Source organism: Rothia sp. HMSC071C12 (assembly GCF_001813895.1).
GTDB lineage: Bacteria > Actinomycetota > Actinomycetes > Actinomycetales > Micrococcaceae > Rothia > Rothia mucilaginosa.
The window spans coordinates 51,982-68,472 of the sequence record NZ_KV814369.1; the positions used below are offsets into that span (position 1 = coordinate 51,982).

Sequence of the window (16,491 nt, forward strand, 5' to 3'; positions counted from 1 at the left end):
GCCCATGCTCGAAATTCTGAAGAAAATTTTCTTTGCCCTGCTGCCCTTCCTGCAGAAGGCGGCAGAGGATGCCCTCAACGACGCTACTGCGTCTAAGGGTGACTCCGAGTCCTCCCAGAAGAGCGAATCCCACAAGGATGATTCTCGTCAGGGTGAGGCTCGTACCTCCGGCTCTTCGGCGCCTAAGCCGAGCGCCCCGAAGTCTTCCTCGGTAAAGTCCTCGGCACCTAAGCCTTCCGCACCGGCTTCGACCGGCGCATCCGACGGTTCGGATTACCCGGGCGATTACCGCGACATGATCAACTTTGAGTACTCGCCCTCCCTGGACGGCGACGCTGACCCGGGTGAAATCGTGTGGACGTGGGTTCCCTTCGAGGAGGACCACTCGCAGGGTAAGGACCGCCCGGTGATCCTGGTGGGTCGTGACGGTGAGTACCTGCTGGCGCTGATGATGACCAGCAAGGACCACAATAACCGTGAGCACGCTGATTCGAACTACCTTGATATTGGTTCGGGTCCGTGGGATCCGCAGGGCCGCGCTTCTGAGGTGAAACTGAACCGTGTGATTCGTGTTCGCCCGGATTCGATGCGCCGTGAGGGTGCGATTATGCCGGAGGATACGTTCCGCCTGATTGAGCGTGCGTGGACTCGCCGTAACGGCTAGCACCCTGTGCTTTACGCCGGGAACCTGTTTGGGCGACCGGCGTTAGATGTGGAAGCTGCGTGTAGCGGTTTTCACAGTATTTTTCTCTCCGCGAGGGTCTGTCGTGGAGGCTGTTCATCTGGTATTATGTGTGGTTGAGTGTCCGATGGTCATCGGGCACTGCTGGCCGGTTGCCATAGGCATCCCCACGCCGCTCAGTCGATGATCGGCCAGCGTCGCCCTCACCGACCAATAAGACAAAACAGAAAGTTTAATTGTGGCTAACATTAAGTCTCAGAAGAAGCGTATCCTCACCAACGAGAAGGCTCGCCTGCGCAACAACATTGTAAAGTCCGAGCTGAAGACCGCGACCCGCAAGGTCAAGGCTGCTGTTGAGGCACAGAACAAGGAAGCTGCTGTTGAGGCTCTGCGTTTTGTGAACCGTAAGCTGGACAAGGCTGTTTCCAAGGGTGTTCTGCACAAGAAGACCGCTGCAAACAAGAAGTCCGGTCTTGCTACGCTGGTAAACAAGGCTTTCTAAAACTTGCGGGGTACGTGAGTACCTCTCTGGTTTAAGGGCAGAGACCCCCTGTGTTCCCCCTCCTCTAAGGGGAACGCAGGGGGTCTCTTTTATCTGCTTACCTGCTGTAATGAATAGCAACTCAAAGTATGGAGTAAATGGGGATAAATTACTCTACAGATATGCCCTTGCATCTCAGTAAATGCGATTGCCCTTGTTGCTCCATAGACGCTCAGGTAATTAATGCTGTAGCAATCTGCATCTATATCATCAAACTTACGAGAAGCTTGCTGGTTCTTGATATTGAAAGCTCGGACTATCGAGGAATCTCGACATAGAGGATTTTTTCCTCCCCATTGATTTCGATTCGGAGATCCAGACTTCTAACGGATGCTGTATGAGGCAGGGGCAGATCAATCGGCTTACCGGGGTGCACCTCCTTTGGAATTTCAGCAAGCTCATCGGAGTAAACGTCGTAATAGAAGGATTTGTGGTTCAGCGCTTCAAGAATCTTGATAGAGCTTTCAGTGTTATTACGCAGTGTGTAGTTGCATTTCCCAGGTTCTTTAATCAGTTCCAGGACAGGTCCGCGCAGGCTGGACGCAATATCTGACATCTGTTCGAGCAATTCCTCTGCCTGTCGGGCTCGCTCCTCTGCCTTCGCTTTCGCTTTCTTAGAACCATTGGATTGATACCACGATATGCCTGCAAAAAGGGCTGAAAATGCGGCGGGGACTACTGATATCCAGGAAGGAATATTTGAAAATAGATCCATACCAGGTATTCTACACTCACGGTAATTTTCCTAGACGTCTCTGCCGCAGCATAAGGCAAATAGATGGCCCCGTACCTTTATCAGTACGGGGCTATCTACTAGGGTTCAGCGGGTCTCTCCGTCAGTAGGGCATATACCAGCATGAATACTGCTTTAGCCAGATTTAGCTGGAATCTGAACGTAGATAGGTTCATTTTGGTCCGCAACCTGAAGAATTAAATTTGACGGTAAGGGAATCTGCGCTACGCCTCCTAAATGAATGTCGAGTGATTCACCTGGATTGAATCGTTGGTGAATATCATCGCACCAAACAAATTCATTCTGATTCACAACCTTAAGCACATCTAAAGAATGCTCGCTGATGTTTTGTAGTTTGTACCGCATTTCTCGGACATGAGTTAGCTGAAATTTAGGGCGCCATAGGTTAGCCGCAATCTTAGACTGCGACTGGGATTGGCTCTGTTGTTCAGCAACAAGCTGCTGCATCTGCTCGAGTGACTTCTCAGCCTGTCGGACTCGTTCCTCTGCAGCTTTACGTGCCAGCTCAGCCTGGTTAGCCTGTTCTTCTGCAGCCTTTGCAGAACGCTGAGCTGCATCACACATGTCTAGAGCTGCCTTGTGTGATTCCTCTGCCTTCGCCTTAGCTTCCTTAGAACTAATAGCTTGCCGCCCTGCAAAAATGGCCGAAGCAATGGCAGCGAATGCCGATATGCCAGAGATAAGATTTGCTATAAATTGTGAATCCATATCAGCCATCATAACCAGCCACATCCAACCAGGGCAGGACACAGGGCAACAGGTGAAAGACTAAACACAACTGTGGGTGAGTGATGTGTTTGTCTCTGATGACTCGTTGCTGAATTTTTATGCCCAATCTTATGAAGGCGCCTGCCCGGTGACGAAACCGCTTGCGGGCCGCACGGGAGCCCGTATAGTGGGAACTATCAGCGGTACCGCACACCGCCCGCGCCCTATCAATAGCGCCGTACACAGCGCTACGAACGGCACCGGGGGAGCGAGTACCGCCGATACACACCACACAACCACCGACCACGAGCTAAGGACCAACGATGAGCCAGCCGAACTTCCCTCCCGCCCGACTCTTTGACGCTTTCGCCAAGCCCGCCTCCACAGAACAGCCCGCGAAGAAGGGACTGCTCGGCAAGCTGGGCCTGGGCGAATCCTCCGAGGAGGACAACTACACGACCGTCATGCTGGTCGGTTTCAACTCCGCGAAGGAACCCCCGGGCAACGGCGAGGACGCCCTCGACGTGATTCACCGCGCCTTCGACCCGTGCGATGAGAGCCCCGGCTTCGACATGGACGACTTCTACGACTACGGTTCCGTCGCCCCGCAGCTGCAGAAGTCCGATGACTCCGAATCCACATTCCTGGTGTGGCCCAAGATGTTCTACAACATGGTCACCATCCCGGAGCGCCGCCTGCGCCTGCTCGTGGTGACCGGCCCCGCCCCGAGCCTGTGCATGCAGCGTTTCATGAACCGCTTCTTCAAGTACGTGAAGAAGCTCCACGTGGACCACACGATTTTCGTTGAGACCTTCGAGGATCAGGTGGCGCACACCCGCCCGTACCCGTACACGCTGACCACTCACGATGAGAAGCTGGCGGCAATCCCCGGTATTCTGCACGAGGACTACACCGGTTCTACCTCGGTGACGATGGCAATGTCTGCACTCGCCGCCGAGCACGGCCTGCGCTCTTCGGTCATGCTGCGTATGAGCATCCCGGGGTATCTGAGCTTTGATCAGCAGAACCCGCGCGCGGTCGTGAGCCTGATTGAGGCGCTGGAGGTCATTCTCGGCATCAAGGTCGAGTCGGAGGAGTACGACCGCCTGCGCGCCCACGCTGATGAGTGGGAGGCGGAACTCGCCGAAGAAATGGCGAAGGACTACGAGAAGGTCGAGCTGGTGCGTGAGATTGAGCAGAAGATGGATTCGACCCTGCGCACTGTCTCCGGTGAGGTGATTGCCGAGGATATTGAGGGCTACCTGGATTCCCTCAGCGGCGCCTCCGAGGGTGAAAACCCTGGTGATGGTGGTGCGGAATCCGCGGAGGATTCTTCGGAACGCTAGGTCCGTTCGCACATATGGCGCGGGTATGGGAAAATGATAGGTAACTATGCCCATACCCGCAGCCAGCATCTCGAAAGGATGATGTGATTGGCACCCATGTCGAAGAACCCGCCCGTTCCGGCGGCGACCGACCCCGCGATTATTCGCAACTTCTGCATTATCGCCCACATTGACCACGGTAAGTCCACCCTCGCAGACCGTATGCTGCAGGCCACCGGCGTGGTTGCCCCGCGCGATATGAAGGCGCAGTACCTGGACCGCATGGACATTGAGCGTGAACGCGGTATCACCATTAAGTCTCAGGCTGTGCGCATGCCCTGGGATGTTGACGGCACCTCCTACGCGCTGAACATGATTGACACCCCCGGCCACGTGGACTTCACCTATGAGGTGTCCCGCTCCCTGGCTGCGTGTGAGGGTGCGCTTCTGCTCGTGGACGCTGCCCAGGGTATTGAGGCTCAGACCCTGGCGAACCTGTACCTGGCGATGGAGAACGACCTGACCATCATCCCGGTGCTGAACAAGATTGACCTTCCGGCGGCTCAGCCCGATAAGTACGCTGAGGAGCTGGCGAACCTGATTGGTTGCGAGCCGGACGAGGTTCTGCGCGTATCGGGTAAGACCGGTGAGGGTGTTGAGGCTCTGCTGGACCGTATTGTGGAGGCGATTCCCGCCCCGCAGGGTGACGCATCCGCCCCGGCGCGTGCCATGATTTTTGACTCGGTGTACGACTCCTACCGCGGCGTGGTCACCTATGTGCGTGTTGTGGACGGTAGCCTGCAGCCGCGCCAGAAGATTAAGATGATGTCCACCGGCGCTGAGCATGACCTGCTTGAAATCGGCGTGATTTCCCCTGAGCCCGTCCCGTCGAAGGGCCTGGGCGTGGGCGAGGTGGGTTACCTCATCACCGGCGTGAAGGACGTCCGTCAGTCCCGTGTGGGTGATACCGTCACCTCCGCCGCCAAGCCCGCCGAGGAGTCCCTGGGCGGTTACGAGGACCCCAAGCCGATGGTGTTCTCGGGCCTGTTCCCGATTGACGGTTCGGACTACCCGGCACTGCGTGACGCGCTGGATAAGCTGAAGCTCAACGACGCCGCGCTGATTTACGAGCCGGAGACCTCTGCCGCTCTGGGCTTCGGTTTCCGCTGTGGCTTCCTGGGTCTGCTGCACCTGGAGATTGTGCGTGAGCGCCTGGAACGCGAGTTCAACCTGGACCTGATTTCGACCGCGCCGAACGTTATTTACGACGTGGTGGACGAGGCCGGCAACGCTAAGCGCGTGACCAACCCGAGCGAATTCCCCGAGGGCAAGGTCGCGACGATTCGCGAGCCCATGGTGGCGTGTACGATTATTGCCCCGAGCGAGTACATTGGCGCGATTATGGAGCTGTGCCAGGCTCGCCGCGGCCAGATCGGCGGCATGGATTACCTGTCCGAGGACCGTGTGGAGATGCGTTACCGCCTGCCCCTGGCGGAGATCGTGTTCGACTTCTTCGATCAGTTGAAGTCCCGTACCCGCGGTTATGCGTCGCTGGACTGGAAGTTCGACGGCGAGGAAGAGGCAGACCTGGTGAAGGTCGACATCCTACTGCAGGGCGAGAAGGTGGATGCGTTCAGCGCCATTACCCACCGCGATAAGGCGTACTCGTACGGCCTGATGATGACTTCTAAGCTGCGTGAGCTGATTCCTCGTCAGCAGTTTGAGGTGCCGATTCAGGCGGCTATCGGTTCGCGTATTATTGCCCGCGAGAACATCCGCGCGATGCGTAAGGACGTTCTGTCCAAGTGTTACGGTGGCGATATTTCGCGTAAGCGTAAGCTGCTGGAGAAGCAGAAGGAAGGCAAGAAGCGCATGAAGATGGTCGGTCGTGTGGAGGTCCCGCAGGAGGCCTTCATCGCGGCGCTGTCTTCGGGCGAGGAGAAGGAAAAGAAGAAGTAGCCTTTCGCCGCTTCGTAGCTTTTCCGGCTGTGTGCCGACCTGTTTGTGTGGAGAACCCGGCTGGTGCCCCGTGTACCGCCGGGTTCTCTGCACGCCACCTATATTTGTTCCCCCAACCTGTACCCCTAGTTCCAGGAGGCAGAATGCCCGCCCAGCCCACCGGCGACCCCGCACCCCGCGACGGGCGCATCCCCGCCACCAGCGCCGCAGGATGCGAAAACCGCGACTTCAGCCTCTACGTACACATCCCCTTCTGCTCCGTACGCTGCGGCTACTGCGACTTCAATACCTACGCCACCGAAGACTTCGGCGACGGCATCGGCCTCGGCACCTACGCCGACGACGCCATCGCAGAAATCCTCTTCGCCGCCCGCACCCTCGAGGCATCCGGCGTCGCAAAACGCCCCATGCACACCGTCTTCTTCGGAGGCGGCACCCCCACCAAACTGCCCGCCCGCGACCTCGTGCGCATCCTGCAGGCAGCCATCGACGTATTCGGCCTCGTCGAAGGCGCAGAAGTCACCACCGAAGCGAACCCCGACTCCGTAACCCGCGAAGACCTGCAGACCCTCAAGGACGGCGGTTTCACCCGCGTCTCCTTCGGCATGCAGTCCGTCGTCCCCGAGGTGCTACAGGTACTCGACCGCACCCACACGCCGTCGAACGTGCCGAAGGTCGTCGCCTGGGCTAAGGAGGTCGGCCTGCAGGTGTCCGTGGACCTGATTTACGGTTCGCCGGGGGAGAGCCTGCACCAGTGGGAGCGCAGCGTTCGCGCCGCAATCTCCTACGAGCCGGACCACATTTCGGCGTACTCGCTCATCGTGGAGGACGGCACCAAGCTTGCCGCGCAGATCCGCCGCGGCGAATACACCATACCCGATGAGGACCTCATGGCGGACATGTACCTGCTCGCCGAGGAGCTACTCACCGAAGCCGGCTACAACTGGTACGAGGTCTCCAACTACTCGCGCAGCGAGGACACCCGCAGCGACCACAACCTCGCCTACTGGCGCAACCAGGACTGGTGGGGCATCGGCCCCGGCGCGCACTCGCACGTGAACGGTACCCGCTGGTGGAACGTGAAGCACCCGGTGCCGTATGCGCAGAAGGTGCGTGCGGGGGAGTCCCCGGCGGCGGCACGTGAGGTGCTGGACACCGCCACTCGTGCTTTTGAGACGGTTATGCTCATGATCCGTGTGCGTGAGGGCTTGGCGATGCGCGAGCTGCTCGCCGTGCACGATGAGGCGCAGCTGGGTGCCTCCCTGCGCTGGCTGGTTTCTCAAGCTCTGATTGAGCCTGATGCTTTGAATTCTCAAGCTGAACCTGACCCTGAAGCCCACGTGCGACTAACCCTCAAGGGCCGCCTGCTGGGCGATGCGGTCACCCGCGAGCTGCTCCCGGAGGTCTCTGAAGAGCACTAGAAATACCTGCTTGATTAGGGGCTTTTCAGCTGGAGCTGTGTCTTGGCTCAGATCTGGTTCAACTTCATTTGCCCCTTGTCTCTGCCGCCGCCTGCACGCGGCGTGCACCCCGGTATTGCCGTAATATTTCGGTGATTTCGGGGTGTTTTTGTGGGTTCAGAAAAACTTTTAAAAAATTTTTTCGGGTCTGTTTGGAGGGACTTTGGGGGAGCATCACACCTTACACCGGTGTGCTAATTGTTCGCATTTGTGCTGGACTAGCCGAAAGAATTTTCCACTCCTTCATGCCGCTTTTGGGATGCGTATTTTTCGATTACTTTCCTTAGAAAAAATTCTCCAAAACACCCAATTTCAAGTTGTGGTTGAAGGTTACGCTGTGCCATAATAGGTCATGGCAGGACGGTATATGTCTAACAGCGTGTTCTCGTCTTTGCTGAAGTTGAGTGAATACGGTTGTGGGCTCCTGGTAACAGGGGCCCACGATCGTTTAACAACGATTATCTACAGCACCATTCGGTAGAGTTTGCAGCAATTCACGCGCACTAGGCAAAGAAGCCCCACTTAAACGTAGAACGCCCCGCACACAACGTGCGGGGCGTTCATCGTAAAAGTTATCAGCGCGGTTCTGAGACAGCGCGGTTTAGGACCGTCAGTTCTTAGGACTCTGCGGATTCTGCGTTCTCGGTGGAGTAGAAGCGGTCCAGCAGGCGCGGGTTCAAACGGTAGCTGTACGGCTCACCGCGGTTCACCTCAATGCCGGCGCGCAGCGACGCAATAGCCATGAACAGCCACACGAGCGCACCCAGAACCATGGCAATGTTGCCCATGCCGGGCAGGAACGACACAACCCACAGCGCCACTAGAGCAATGGAGGGCAAGAGGGTGAAGTTCATCGCCTCGCGAGCTTCCTGCTCAGCGAAGGGCGCGTTATTGCGGCTGACGTAGAAAACCGCAGCGGAAGGGATGATGCCGAGAATACCGCCGAAATGCGCGAGAGTCGCACGGTTGCGGTCCTGAATCACGCTAATCTTACGGGTTTTCTGAGGCCCGGTTGCCGGGCGAACATCGTTAGTCACGAAAATCCTGGTTCGATAGAAGTTTCTTGTGGTGATCACCTAAGCCGGTGGATCTGCCCTCCGAGGAGGTGAATCGTTTGAGCGGTGGTGACCTAGAGTGTAGTGATGGTGCAACATAAACCCACAGGGGCAATGCCACACGCTCAACTATTGTACCGCTTTAGCGGGCAAAACCCACAGGATAATGCCCGCGAGGGAAAGGTTCTGAGCAAACTCACACCTACGCCCGCAGACGGGGGTGGAATAACGGGTTTCGCGTGCGGTTAGGCACCCGGCTCGGTGAGAAAATCGATGAGCGATTCGACCGGGGCGAGCAGCGTCGGGTCCAGGTCAGCGTAGGAGTCAACGCGGGAGAGGATGTGCTTCCATGCCTGCGCCACATCCGCTTGCGTTTCGTGCGGCTGACCCAGACGACGTAGCGTGCCCTTCTTGAAGTCCTCACCGCGCGGCACCTGCGGCCACGCCTTCAAACCCAGCACCGAGGGCTTAACCGCCTGCCAAATATCGATGAACGGGTGACCCACGATCTTCACGTGCCCGGCGGCACCCGGAACAGCCATCGCCTCGGCAACAATGCGCTGCTCCTTCGTGCCCTCAATCAGGTGGTCGACCAGAATACCCAGGCGGCGGCCCGTGCCCGGCGCGAACTCACGAATAGCACCGGCGAGATCATCCACGCCGTGCAGCGGCTCCACAACAATGCCCTCAACGCGCAGATCGTGGCCCCAGACCTTCTCCACGAGCTCGGCGTCGTGCAGACCCTCAACCCAGATGCGGGAGGCGCGCGCCACCCGAGCCGGGGCGTTCTTCACCGCAATAGAACCGGAACGAGAAATCGTGCGCTTCGGCTCCTTCGCCGCCACCGGGGCGACAATCTCAACGGGCTCACCCTCAATCAGGTAGCCCGGACCCAACGGGAAATTCTTCACGCGGCCCTTCGCGTCCTCGAGTCCGAAGAAGAGAGCACCGCCGATGCGTTCAGCCTTCACGACCTCACCCACCCAGCCGTTAATATCCTCAATCAGCAGGCCGCGGCGCAGCGGCACCTTACGCGGGGGCGGCGCCTGGCGGCTCATGCGGGCGGCGTTTAGGTCCTGGGCACCCCAACCGTAGGGGGAGTGGTGGGTACTCAACGTATTCTCCTTTGGGGCGGTAGGGGCAGCAGAGCCAGTAGGGGCGGTGACAGCGCCGGAACTATAAGACAGAACAATCAGACGGAACCGTGAGACAGAACCGGCGGGGAACTAAAACGGGGTTCGGGGCGCACCGCAGATTAAGCGGATAGCGGGAGCGACCCCCTTTCAGCCTAGCCATTGTATCGGGTCGGGGGTAGTATCCCCTAGAATTGATACGACCATTGTTGGCGGTGCACTCATCGAGCACCGCCATCGTCTCGAGAGGAAGGAAACGCATGAGCCACTACGATACTCTCGGCGTATCGAACGACGCCAGCCCCGAAGAGATCAAGAAGGCGTACCGAAAGAAGGCACGCCAGCTGCACCCGGACGTGAACCCCTCCGAGGACGCAGCCGAAGAGTTCAAGCGCGTCACCCTCGCCTACGAGGTGCTCTCCGATCCCGAAAAGCGCCGCAACTATGACACCACCGGCGACGAACAAGGCCGCGCAGGCTACCCCGGAGGCGGCGGCTACCCGGGCGGCGGATTCAGCGGCTTCGGCGGTTTCGAGGACCTGCTGAACATGTTCACCGGCGGCGCGGCAGGTGCCCGCGGCCCCGCATCCCGCATGCGTCAGGGCCAGGACGACCTGATTACCGTCTCCATCAGCCTGCAGGACGCCGTGTTCGGTGTTGAGAAGACCATTGAGCGTCGCTCCGCTGTGACCTGCAAGTCCTGTAACGGCGAAGGCACCGCAGAGGGTACCCAGCCCGAAACCTGCACCACCTGCTCCGGTCACGGTTTCATGCAGCGCCGCGTGCAGTCCATCCTCGGTACCGTCATGCAGCAGGTTGAATGCCCCGACTGCCACGGCTACGGCACCGTCATCAAGACCCCCTGCCCTGAATGTCACGGTCAGGGCCGCGTACGTGAAGACGTGCCGCTGACCTTCAACGTTCCCGCCGGCGTGCACGACCAGGCGCGCATCCGCCTGCGCGGCAAGGGCGAGGCAGGCCTGTACGGTGGCCCCAACGGCGACCTGTACATTGACCTGAACGTTAAGCGTGACAAGTACTTTAGCCGCGAGGGTGACAACCTGGTCACCACCGTGAACATCCCCATGGTCGCGGCGGCGCTGGGCACCACCATCCCGCTGAATACCTTCGACGGCGACCAGGAAGTTGCAATCCCCGCAGGCACTCAGAGCGGTGACGTGATCACCCTCAACGGCCTGGGCGCAACCGTGCTCGGCACCGAGCGTCGCGGCGACCTGCTGGTGCGTATCCAGGTGGTTACCCCCACCGATATGACCGAAGAACAGCGTGAACTGCTGCGCCAGTTCGCCTCCCTGCGCGGTGAATCCCTCACCGAAGGTTCGCAGGTCAAGCACCGCGGCGGTCTCTTCTCCCGCCTGAAGGACCAGTTCAAGTAGGATCCCTACACCAAGCTGAGGATGCGGCGGGTGCGGTACTCAACCCGCACCCGCCGCTTTCCTGTTAGCGCTACTGTCAGCACTGCACTGCATGCACCCGCGCTAAGCAACACACCTATTTCATACGCCACCCGCACACTACCCACGCTTTCAAACCGCACCCTCAAGGAGAACCATGAGCGCCCCCATCTTCTACATCAGCACGGAAGAATACGACGCACTCACCCCCGGCGCCACCTGCGCGCTCGGCGGCTCCGAAGGCAAGCACGCCCTCGTCAAGCGCCTTGAGCTCGGCGAACGCATCGACCTGGGTGACGGCACCGGCCGCCGCGCACTCGGTACGGTCGCCTCCATCAACGCGGACGGCGTGAGCGTGCAGGTGCAGGAGCTGTGCGAGGAACGCAGCGTGCCCTCCATCTACCTGGTGCAGGCGCTCGCGAAGGACGGCCGCGACCTGCTCGCCATCGAAACTGCGACCGAGCTGGGCGTGTACGGTGTGCTTCCATGGAGTGCGGACCGCTCCATCGTGCGCTGGAAGGGGGAGCGCGCCTCCAAGGCACACACCAAGTGGCAGAACACCGTCACCGCCGCCGCGAAGCAGTCGCGCCGCGCACTCATTCCCGAGGTGTACGACCTGTACAGCACCGCCGACCTGGTGGAGCTCATTGAAGAAGTAGCCGGCTCTGAGCAGTCCGCCGCCGTGTTCATCCTGCATGAGCAGGCGACCGAACGCCTCAGTGCCCTGGCACGCAAGCTTGTAGAGGCGGAGAACCTGCCCGACGAAATCTACCTGCTCGTTGGCCCCGAAGGCGGCATCAGCGACCGCGAAGTGCAGCTTTTCACCGACGCCGGCGCGCAGCTGGCACTGCTCGGCGACGAGGTGCTGCGTTCCTCCACCGCCGGTTCTGCCGCCATGTGCACCCTGAACGTAGTGCTGGGCCGCTGGTAGAGCGCCCGCTACTGGATTCCCTCCGATAGAACCTAGCTGACAGGAATCCAACTGACAGGCATCCACCAGGGCGTGGTGCATCACGCACATCTATACTTGTAAATACATCACTAGCCAAGGAGCCCATATGACTACCTCCCGACCTCTCTCGACCGCGCGCACCGTATCCTTCAAGAGCGCCGCAGAAATGATCGCCGTGCTCGGCCCGCAGGACGCGCACCTGGCAATTATCGAGGACTACTTCGAGCAGATTAGCCTGCGCCCCAAGGACCTGGACGTGCTCATCACCGGCCCCTCCGAGGCCGTCAACACCGCCGCTAAGCTGCTGAACGAACTGCGTGTGCTCTCCAGCCACGACACGCAGATTACCGTGCAGGTCATTCACCGCCTCATGGGCATGCTCGGTGACGAACTGAGCAACCCGGCGCACTCGCTGTCCACCAGCATCCTCTCCACCCGCGGCACCACGATTCGCCCCAAGACCATTAACCAGAAGAAGTACGTGGACGCTATCGACGCGAACACCGTCATCTTCGGCATCGGCCCGGCGGGTACCGGTAAGACCTACCTCGCCATGGCGAAGGCAGTGCAGGCGCTGCAGAGCCACGAAGTGAACCGCATTATCCTCACCCGCCCCGCCGTGGAGGCTGGCGAGCGTCTGGGCTTCCTGCCCGGCACCCTCAACGAGAAGATCGACCCGTACCTGCGACCGCTCTACGACGCGCTGCACGACATGCTCGAACCCGAAACCATCCCCAAGCTCATGGAGGCGGGCACCATTGAGGTCGCACCGCTGGCGTACATGCGTGGCCGCACCCTCAACGATGCATTCATCATTCTCGACGAGGCGCAGAACACCACCGCCGAGCAGATGAAAATGTTCCTGACCCGACTGGGCTTCGGCTCGAAGATGGTCATTACCGGTGACATCACCCAGATTGACCTGCCCGGTGGCGCCGCCTCCGGCCTGAAGCAGGTGCGCAACATTCTGCAGGGTGTGGAGGATATTCACTTCAGCATCCTGGAATCCTCTGACGTGGTTCGCCACACCCTGGTGTCGAACATTGTGTCCGCCTACGACCAGTGGGGCGAAGACCAGAAGGCAATGGAACGCAAGCGCAACCGCAAGGTCAAGCGCGCCACCATCGAGGCCGCAGCCGAGAAGTTGCTGGACCGCGCCGGCATCAACGGCGGCTCCGAAAAGAACGCCGAGCAGAACCCCAACAACGCACAGACCACCCCGGAAGGACGCTAAACGGTGGCAGAGATCGAATTCGACTGTGAAGAACCCGCAACCGGTGCCGACCCGGCAACCGACGCCTTCATCCGCGAATCTTTCGAAGCGGTAGACACCGAGGTGCTCACCCGCCTCGTCGAGCACGCCTTCAAACGCATGCACCTTGCCGATGACACCTACCTGTCCATCGCCATTGTGAACGAAGACGAAATGGAACGCGTGCACATCGAATGGATGGACCTGCCCGGCGCAACCGACGTGATGAGCTTCCCCATGGACGAGCTGGAACCGGGAACCCCCGAAACCCCCTCCAGCGGCATGCTCGGCGACATCATCCTCTGCCCGCCCGTCGCCGCACGTCAGGGCGCAGACGCGGGTCACAGCACCCTGGACGAGCTGTGCCTGCTCACCACCCACGGCATTCTGCACTGCCTCGGCTACGACCACGGCACCGCCGAAGAGGAAGCTGAAATGTTCGGCATTCAGCGCTCCATCCTCGAAGAGTTCCTGGGCCGCCCGGCACCGGTCGAAACCCGACACTAGGGGAGCGGCGTGGACATCCTACTCACAGCCCTCCTCGCCGTTCTCGCGCTCTGCCTGACCGTGGTCGCGGCAATCGCCGAAACCGCGTTCACCTACCTGCCGCATAATGAGGCGGAAGAAGCCGTGGAGGCACACCCGGACACCCTCGGTGCGCGCGTCCTGCAGCGCACCCTCGACGGTGACTCCGAGGCGTACACGCACCCGCTGCGCCTGACCCGCCTCATTGCGGCAGCCACCGCGGTGCTCGCCACCATGACCTGCCTGCTGAACCTGGTTGAGGTGCACGCGCTCGCCGTCGTGTTGACCCTCGTGATCGTTGCGCTGGTGGGCTACCCGATTCTGCATGTGCTAGCGCGTGCTCTGGGACGTAACCGCCCGGTCGCGTCGATTCGTGTGCTGGCTCGCCCGGTGCACTACCTGTCGGTTCTGCTGAGCCCGGCGACTGGTCTGCTCGATAAGCTCAGCGTGCGCCTGGCGCCGGAACGTTCGGCTGAGGCCCCGGTGGGTGTGTTCGATGAGGAGGAGCTGCGCGAGTTCCTGGACCGCGCCTCCGACGCTGAAACCATTGAAGATGACGAGGCGCAGATGGTGCAGTCCGTCTTTGAGATGGACGATACCCGCATCCGTTCGCTCATGGTTCCGCGTACCGACATGCTCACCGCTAGCCGCGACACCACGTTGCGTGAGGCGCTGAGCCTGTTCCTGCGTTCGGGTTATTCGCGTATGCCGGTGATTGGTGATTCGAGCGATGAGATTCTGGGCGTGCTCTACCTGAAGGACGCGATGCGCGCCTTCATCCTGCACGGTGAGGCCCCGGAGGGTACCGCCCTGCCGACCGTGGTTGAGCTGATGCGCCCGGCACGTTTTGAGCCCGAGTCGAAGCGCGCCATGGACCTGCTGCGTGAGATGCAGCGTGAGTCCACGCACGTGGCGATCATTGTTGATGAGTACGGCGGCACCGCCGGTCTGATCACGCTTGAGGACCTGATTGAGGAGCTGGTCGGTGACATTTCTGATGAGTACGACCGTGAGCGCCCCGATTACACGCTGAATGATGACGGCACGTTCCGTCTCTCTGCCCGCCTGGGGATTGATGAGCTGGGCGAGATTTTCGGTCGTGAACTCGACGATGAAGATGTTGATACGGTGGGCGGTCTGCTCGCTAAGCATCTGGGTATGGTGCCGATTGTTGGTTCTGAGATTGAGATTGACGGTATTCATATTCGTGCGATTGGTTCGTCGGGCCGCCGCCACCAGGTGGATATGCTGCAGGCGTGGTACGAGCCGCCTTGTGATGAGCAGGAGGGCACTGAGGGTTCCCCGGAGGATGAAACCGCCGATGCTCTCGCCCTGGACACTGAGCCGCCGGCGGTGGCGGACCCGCACCCGCATCCGGGTCTTCCGGGAGATACCGCAGAGGCTGAACCTGCCACCGATAAGCACGGCAACCGCTAGACATCGAACATAGACGCCGCATCATCCCATACACACTTTGAGCCAGCCGCCCCGCCCCGAAGGCGCACGGTAGATGAGTCTGGCACCCCACACACCCCGCACGGGGTTTGACAAGGAGAAACACAATGGACCAGGAGTACACCCCGCTCGATTTGAGCACTCTGGACTTGAGCACCCCGCTGCCGACCTACCCGAAGGATTTCCGTTCGGGTTTCGCGTCGCTGGTGGGCCGCCCGAATGCGGGTAAGTCCACTCTGACGAACGCTATGGTTGGCCAGAAGGTGGCTATCACCTCGAACCGTCCGCAGACGACCCGCCACACGATCCGCGGTATTGTGCACAAGGACGAGTACCAGCTGATTCTGGTGGACACCCCGGGTATTCACCGCCCCCGCACTCTGCTGGGTGAGCGTCTGAACGACCTGGTGGCAAGCACCCTTTCGCAGGTGGATGTGCTGGGCTTCTGCATTCCGGCGAATGAGAAGATTGGCCCGGGTGACCGCTACATTGCGTCGCAGCTGGTGGCGTCGAGCAATAAGCCGGTGGTTGCCATTGTGACGAAGGCTGATACCGTGAGCTCTGAGGAGTTGCGTGAGCAGCTGCTGGCTGTTGAGGCACTCGGCGAGGAGGTCATGAGCGCTGAGCGTGCGGCTCGTGCTAAGCGTGCCGCGCATCGTGCGAAGCAGAAGGGTAAGGGCCCCAAGGGTAAGGGCGGCAAGAATGATGCTGTGCCTTTCGCGAAGGGTTCGGGTCCTGCGGCTAAGCGCCGTGCCGGTGAGGTTGCTGAGCCGATGCCGGTTGACGGTAAGGGCGGCTGGGCTGCGATTATCCCGGTGTCTGCTGTGAAGCATTTCCAGGTGGATGCGGTTGCTGACCTGCTGGCGCAGTACACTCCGCTGTCGCCGCCGCTGTACCCGGACGGTGAGCTGACCGATGAGCCGGAGGCAACCCTCATCGCGGAACTCGTGCGTGAGGCTGCCCTGGAGGGTGCGCGTGAGGAGCTGCCCCACTCGATTGCTGTGACGGTTGAGGAGATGGAGTTCCGTGAGGGCCGCCCGGAGGATAACCCGCTGCTGGATGTGCACGTGAACCTGTATGTGGAGCGTGAGTCGCAGAAGTACATCATTATCGGTAAGGGCGGCTCGAACCTGCGCAAGATTGGTACGAAGGCTCGTGAGCAGATTGAGGCGATGCTCGGTACCCGCATTTATTTGAATATTCATGTGAAGGTTGCGAAGGAGTGGCAGTCTGACGCGCGTGCGTTGAACCGCCTGGGATTCTAGTAGCTTTCCT

Annotated in this window: 15 protein-coding genes; 11 read left to right on the forward strand and 4 right to left on the reverse strand. The window is 60.0% G+C overall.

Annotated elements, in window-relative coordinates; all coding sequences use genetic code 11:
- Nucleotides 1–4: 4 nt before the first annotated feature.
- Together HMPREF2942_RS02175 and rpsT are read left to right on the forward strand one after the other, a co-directional pair.
- On the forward strand, nt 5–664 hold the full coding sequence (locus tag HMPREF2942_RS02175; protein ID WP_070688195.1) for a type II toxin-antitoxin system PemK/MazF family toxin: 660 nt from the start codon (nt 5–7) through the stop codon (nt 662–664).
- 256 nt (nt 665–920) lie between these two features.
- Nucleotides 921–1,184, forward strand: a complete 264-nt coding sequence (gene rpsT / locus HMPREF2942_RS02180; RefSeq protein ID WP_049360830.1) for a 30S ribosomal protein S20 — start codon at nt 921–923, stop codon at nt 1,182–1,184.
- A 295-nt stretch (nt 1,185–1,479) separates the two neighbouring features.
- Here rpsT and HMPREF2942_RS02185 read toward each other — a convergent pair whose 3' ends face one another.
- Nucleotides 1,480–1,938, reverse strand: a complete 459-nt coding sequence (locus HMPREF2942_RS02185) for a hypothetical protein (protein WP_070688197.1) — start codon at nt 1,936–1,938, stop codon at nt 1,480–1,482.
- A 153-nt stretch (nt 1,939–2,091) separates the two neighbouring features.
- Complete coding sequence (locus tag HMPREF2942_RS02190; RefSeq protein ID WP_070688199.1) at nt 2,092–2,697, reverse strand: hypothetical protein; 606 nt, start codon at nt 2,695–2,697, stop codon at nt 2,092–2,094.
- Between the two features lie 311 nt (nt 2,698–3,008).
- Here HMPREF2942_RS02190 and HMPREF2942_RS02195 point away from each other — a divergent pair, with 311 nt between their 5' ends.
- The 3 genes from HMPREF2942_RS02195 (at nt 3,009) to hemW (ending at nt 7,390) form a co-directional block, all read left to right on the forward strand.
- Nucleotides 3,009–4,031 carry a PAC2 family protein gene (locus HMPREF2942_RS02195; RefSeq protein ID WP_070688201.1) on the forward strand — a complete coding sequence of 341 codons (1,023 nt, stop codon included), beginning with the start codon at nt 3,009–3,011 and terminating at the stop codon, nt 4,029–4,031.
- A 96-nt stretch (nt 4,032–4,127) separates the two neighbouring features.
- Nucleotides 4,128–5,969: a translation elongation factor 4 gene (lepA, locus tag HMPREF2942_RS02200; protein WP_371325810.1), complete on the forward strand. Its 1,842-nt coding sequence runs from the start codon at nt 4,128–4,130 to the stop codon at nt 5,967–5,969.
- A gap of 143 nt (nt 5,970–6,112) precedes the next feature.
- On the forward strand, nt 6,113–7,390 hold the full coding sequence (hemW, locus tag HMPREF2942_RS02205) for a radical SAM family heme chaperone HemW (RefSeq protein ID WP_070688203.1): 1,278 nt from the start codon (nt 6,113–6,115) through the stop codon (nt 7,388–7,390).
- A 656-nt stretch (nt 7,391–8,046) separates the two neighbouring features.
- On the opposite strand, the gene HMPREF2942_RS02210 is transcribed toward hemW, so the two are convergent.
- A complete protein-coding gene (locus HMPREF2942_RS02210) occupies nt 8,047–8,466 on the reverse strand; it encodes a DUF4870 domain-containing protein (protein WP_070688205.1) in 420 nt (139 codons plus the stop codon).
- 263 nt (nt 8,467–8,729) lie between these two features.
- Nucleotides 8,730–9,599, reverse strand: a complete 870-nt coding sequence (locus HMPREF2942_RS02215; protein ID WP_070688207.1) for a DUF3097 domain-containing protein — start codon at nt 9,597–9,599, stop codon at nt 8,730–8,732.
- A 278-nt stretch (nt 9,600–9,877) separates the two neighbouring features.
- On the opposite strand from HMPREF2942_RS02215, the gene dnaJ reads away from it, so the two are divergent.
- From dnaJ to HMPREF2942_RS02245, 6 genes are all read left to right on the forward strand, one after another.
- On the forward strand, nt 9,878–11,014 hold the full coding sequence (gene dnaJ / locus HMPREF2942_RS02220) for a molecular chaperone DnaJ (protein WP_070688209.1): 1,137 nt from the start codon (nt 9,878–9,880) through the stop codon (nt 11,012–11,014).
- A 175-nt stretch (nt 11,015–11,189) separates the two neighbouring features.
- Nucleotides 11,190–11,963 (forward strand): 16S rRNA (uracil(1498)-N(3))-methyltransferase, encoded by a 774-nt coding sequence (locus HMPREF2942_RS02225; protein WP_070688211.1) that lies wholly within the window; start codon nt 11,190–11,192, stop codon nt 11,961–11,963.
- A gap of 127 nt (nt 11,964–12,090) precedes the next feature.
- Nucleotides 12,091–13,218 carry a PhoH family protein gene (locus HMPREF2942_RS02230; protein WP_070688213.1) on the forward strand — a complete coding sequence of 376 codons (1,128 nt, stop codon included), beginning with the start codon at nt 12,091–12,093 and terminating at the stop codon, nt 13,216–13,218.
- 3 nt (nt 13,219–13,221) lie between these two features.
- Nucleotides 13,222–13,743, forward strand: coding sequence for an rRNA maturation RNase YbeY (gene ybeY / locus HMPREF2942_RS02235; protein ID WP_070688215.1), 522 nt, complete (start codon nt 13,222–13,224; stop codon nt 13,741–13,743).
- Between the two features lie 9 nt (nt 13,744–13,752).
- Nucleotides 13,753–15,198, forward strand: coding sequence for a hemolysin family protein (locus tag HMPREF2942_RS02240; RefSeq protein ID WP_070688217.1), 1,446 nt, complete (start codon nt 13,753–13,755; stop codon nt 15,196–15,198).
- Between the two features lie 125 nt (nt 15,199–15,323).
- Nucleotides 15,324–16,481: a GTPase Era gene (locus tag HMPREF2942_RS02245; RefSeq protein ID WP_210399416.1), complete on the forward strand. Its 1,158-nt coding sequence runs from the start codon at nt 15,324–15,326 to the stop codon at nt 16,479–16,481.
- The last annotated feature ends 10 nt before the right edge of the window (nt 16,482–16,491 follow it).

Excerpts from the sequence above, each read along its gene's own strand:
- HMPREF2942_RS02175 (WP_070688195.1), top strand. The coding sequence starts at position 5 with ATGCTCGAAATTCTGAAGAAAATTTTCTTTGCCCTGCTGCCCTTCCTG.
- HMPREF2942_RS02185 (WP_070688197.1), bottom strand. The coding sequence starts at position 1,938 with ATGGATCTATTTTCAAATATTCCTTCCTGGATATCAGTAGTCCCCGCC.
- HMPREF2942_RS02190 (WP_070688199.1), bottom strand. The coding sequence starts at position 2,697 with ATGATGGCTGATATGGATTCACAATTTATAGCAAATCTTATCTCTGGC.
- HMPREF2942_RS02195 (WP_070688201.1), top strand. The coding sequence starts at position 3,009 with ATGAGCCAGCCGAACTTCCCTCCCGCCCGACTCTTTGACGCTTTCGCC.
- lepA (WP_371325810.1), top strand. The coding sequence starts at position 4,128 with ATGTCGAAGAACCCGCCCGTTCCGGCGGCGACCGACCCCGCGATTATT.
- hemW (WP_070688203.1), top strand. The coding sequence starts at position 6,113 with ATGCCCGCCCAGCCCACCGGCGACCCCGCACCCCGCGACGGGCGCATC.
- dnaJ (WP_070688209.1), top strand. The coding sequence starts at position 9,878 with ATGAGCCACTACGATACTCTCGGCGTATCGAACGACGCCAGCCCCGAA.
- HMPREF2942_RS02225 (WP_070688211.1), top strand. The coding sequence starts at position 11,190 with ATGAGCGCCCCCATCTTCTACATCAGCACGGAAGAATACGACGCACTC.
- HMPREF2942_RS02230 (WP_070688213.1), top strand. The coding sequence starts at position 12,091 with ATGACTACCTCCCGACCTCTCTCGACCGCGCGCACCGTATCCTTCAAG.
- HMPREF2942_RS02245 (WP_210399416.1), top strand. The coding sequence starts at position 15,324 with ATGGACCAGGAGTACACCCCGCTCGATTTGAGCACTCTGGACTTGAGC.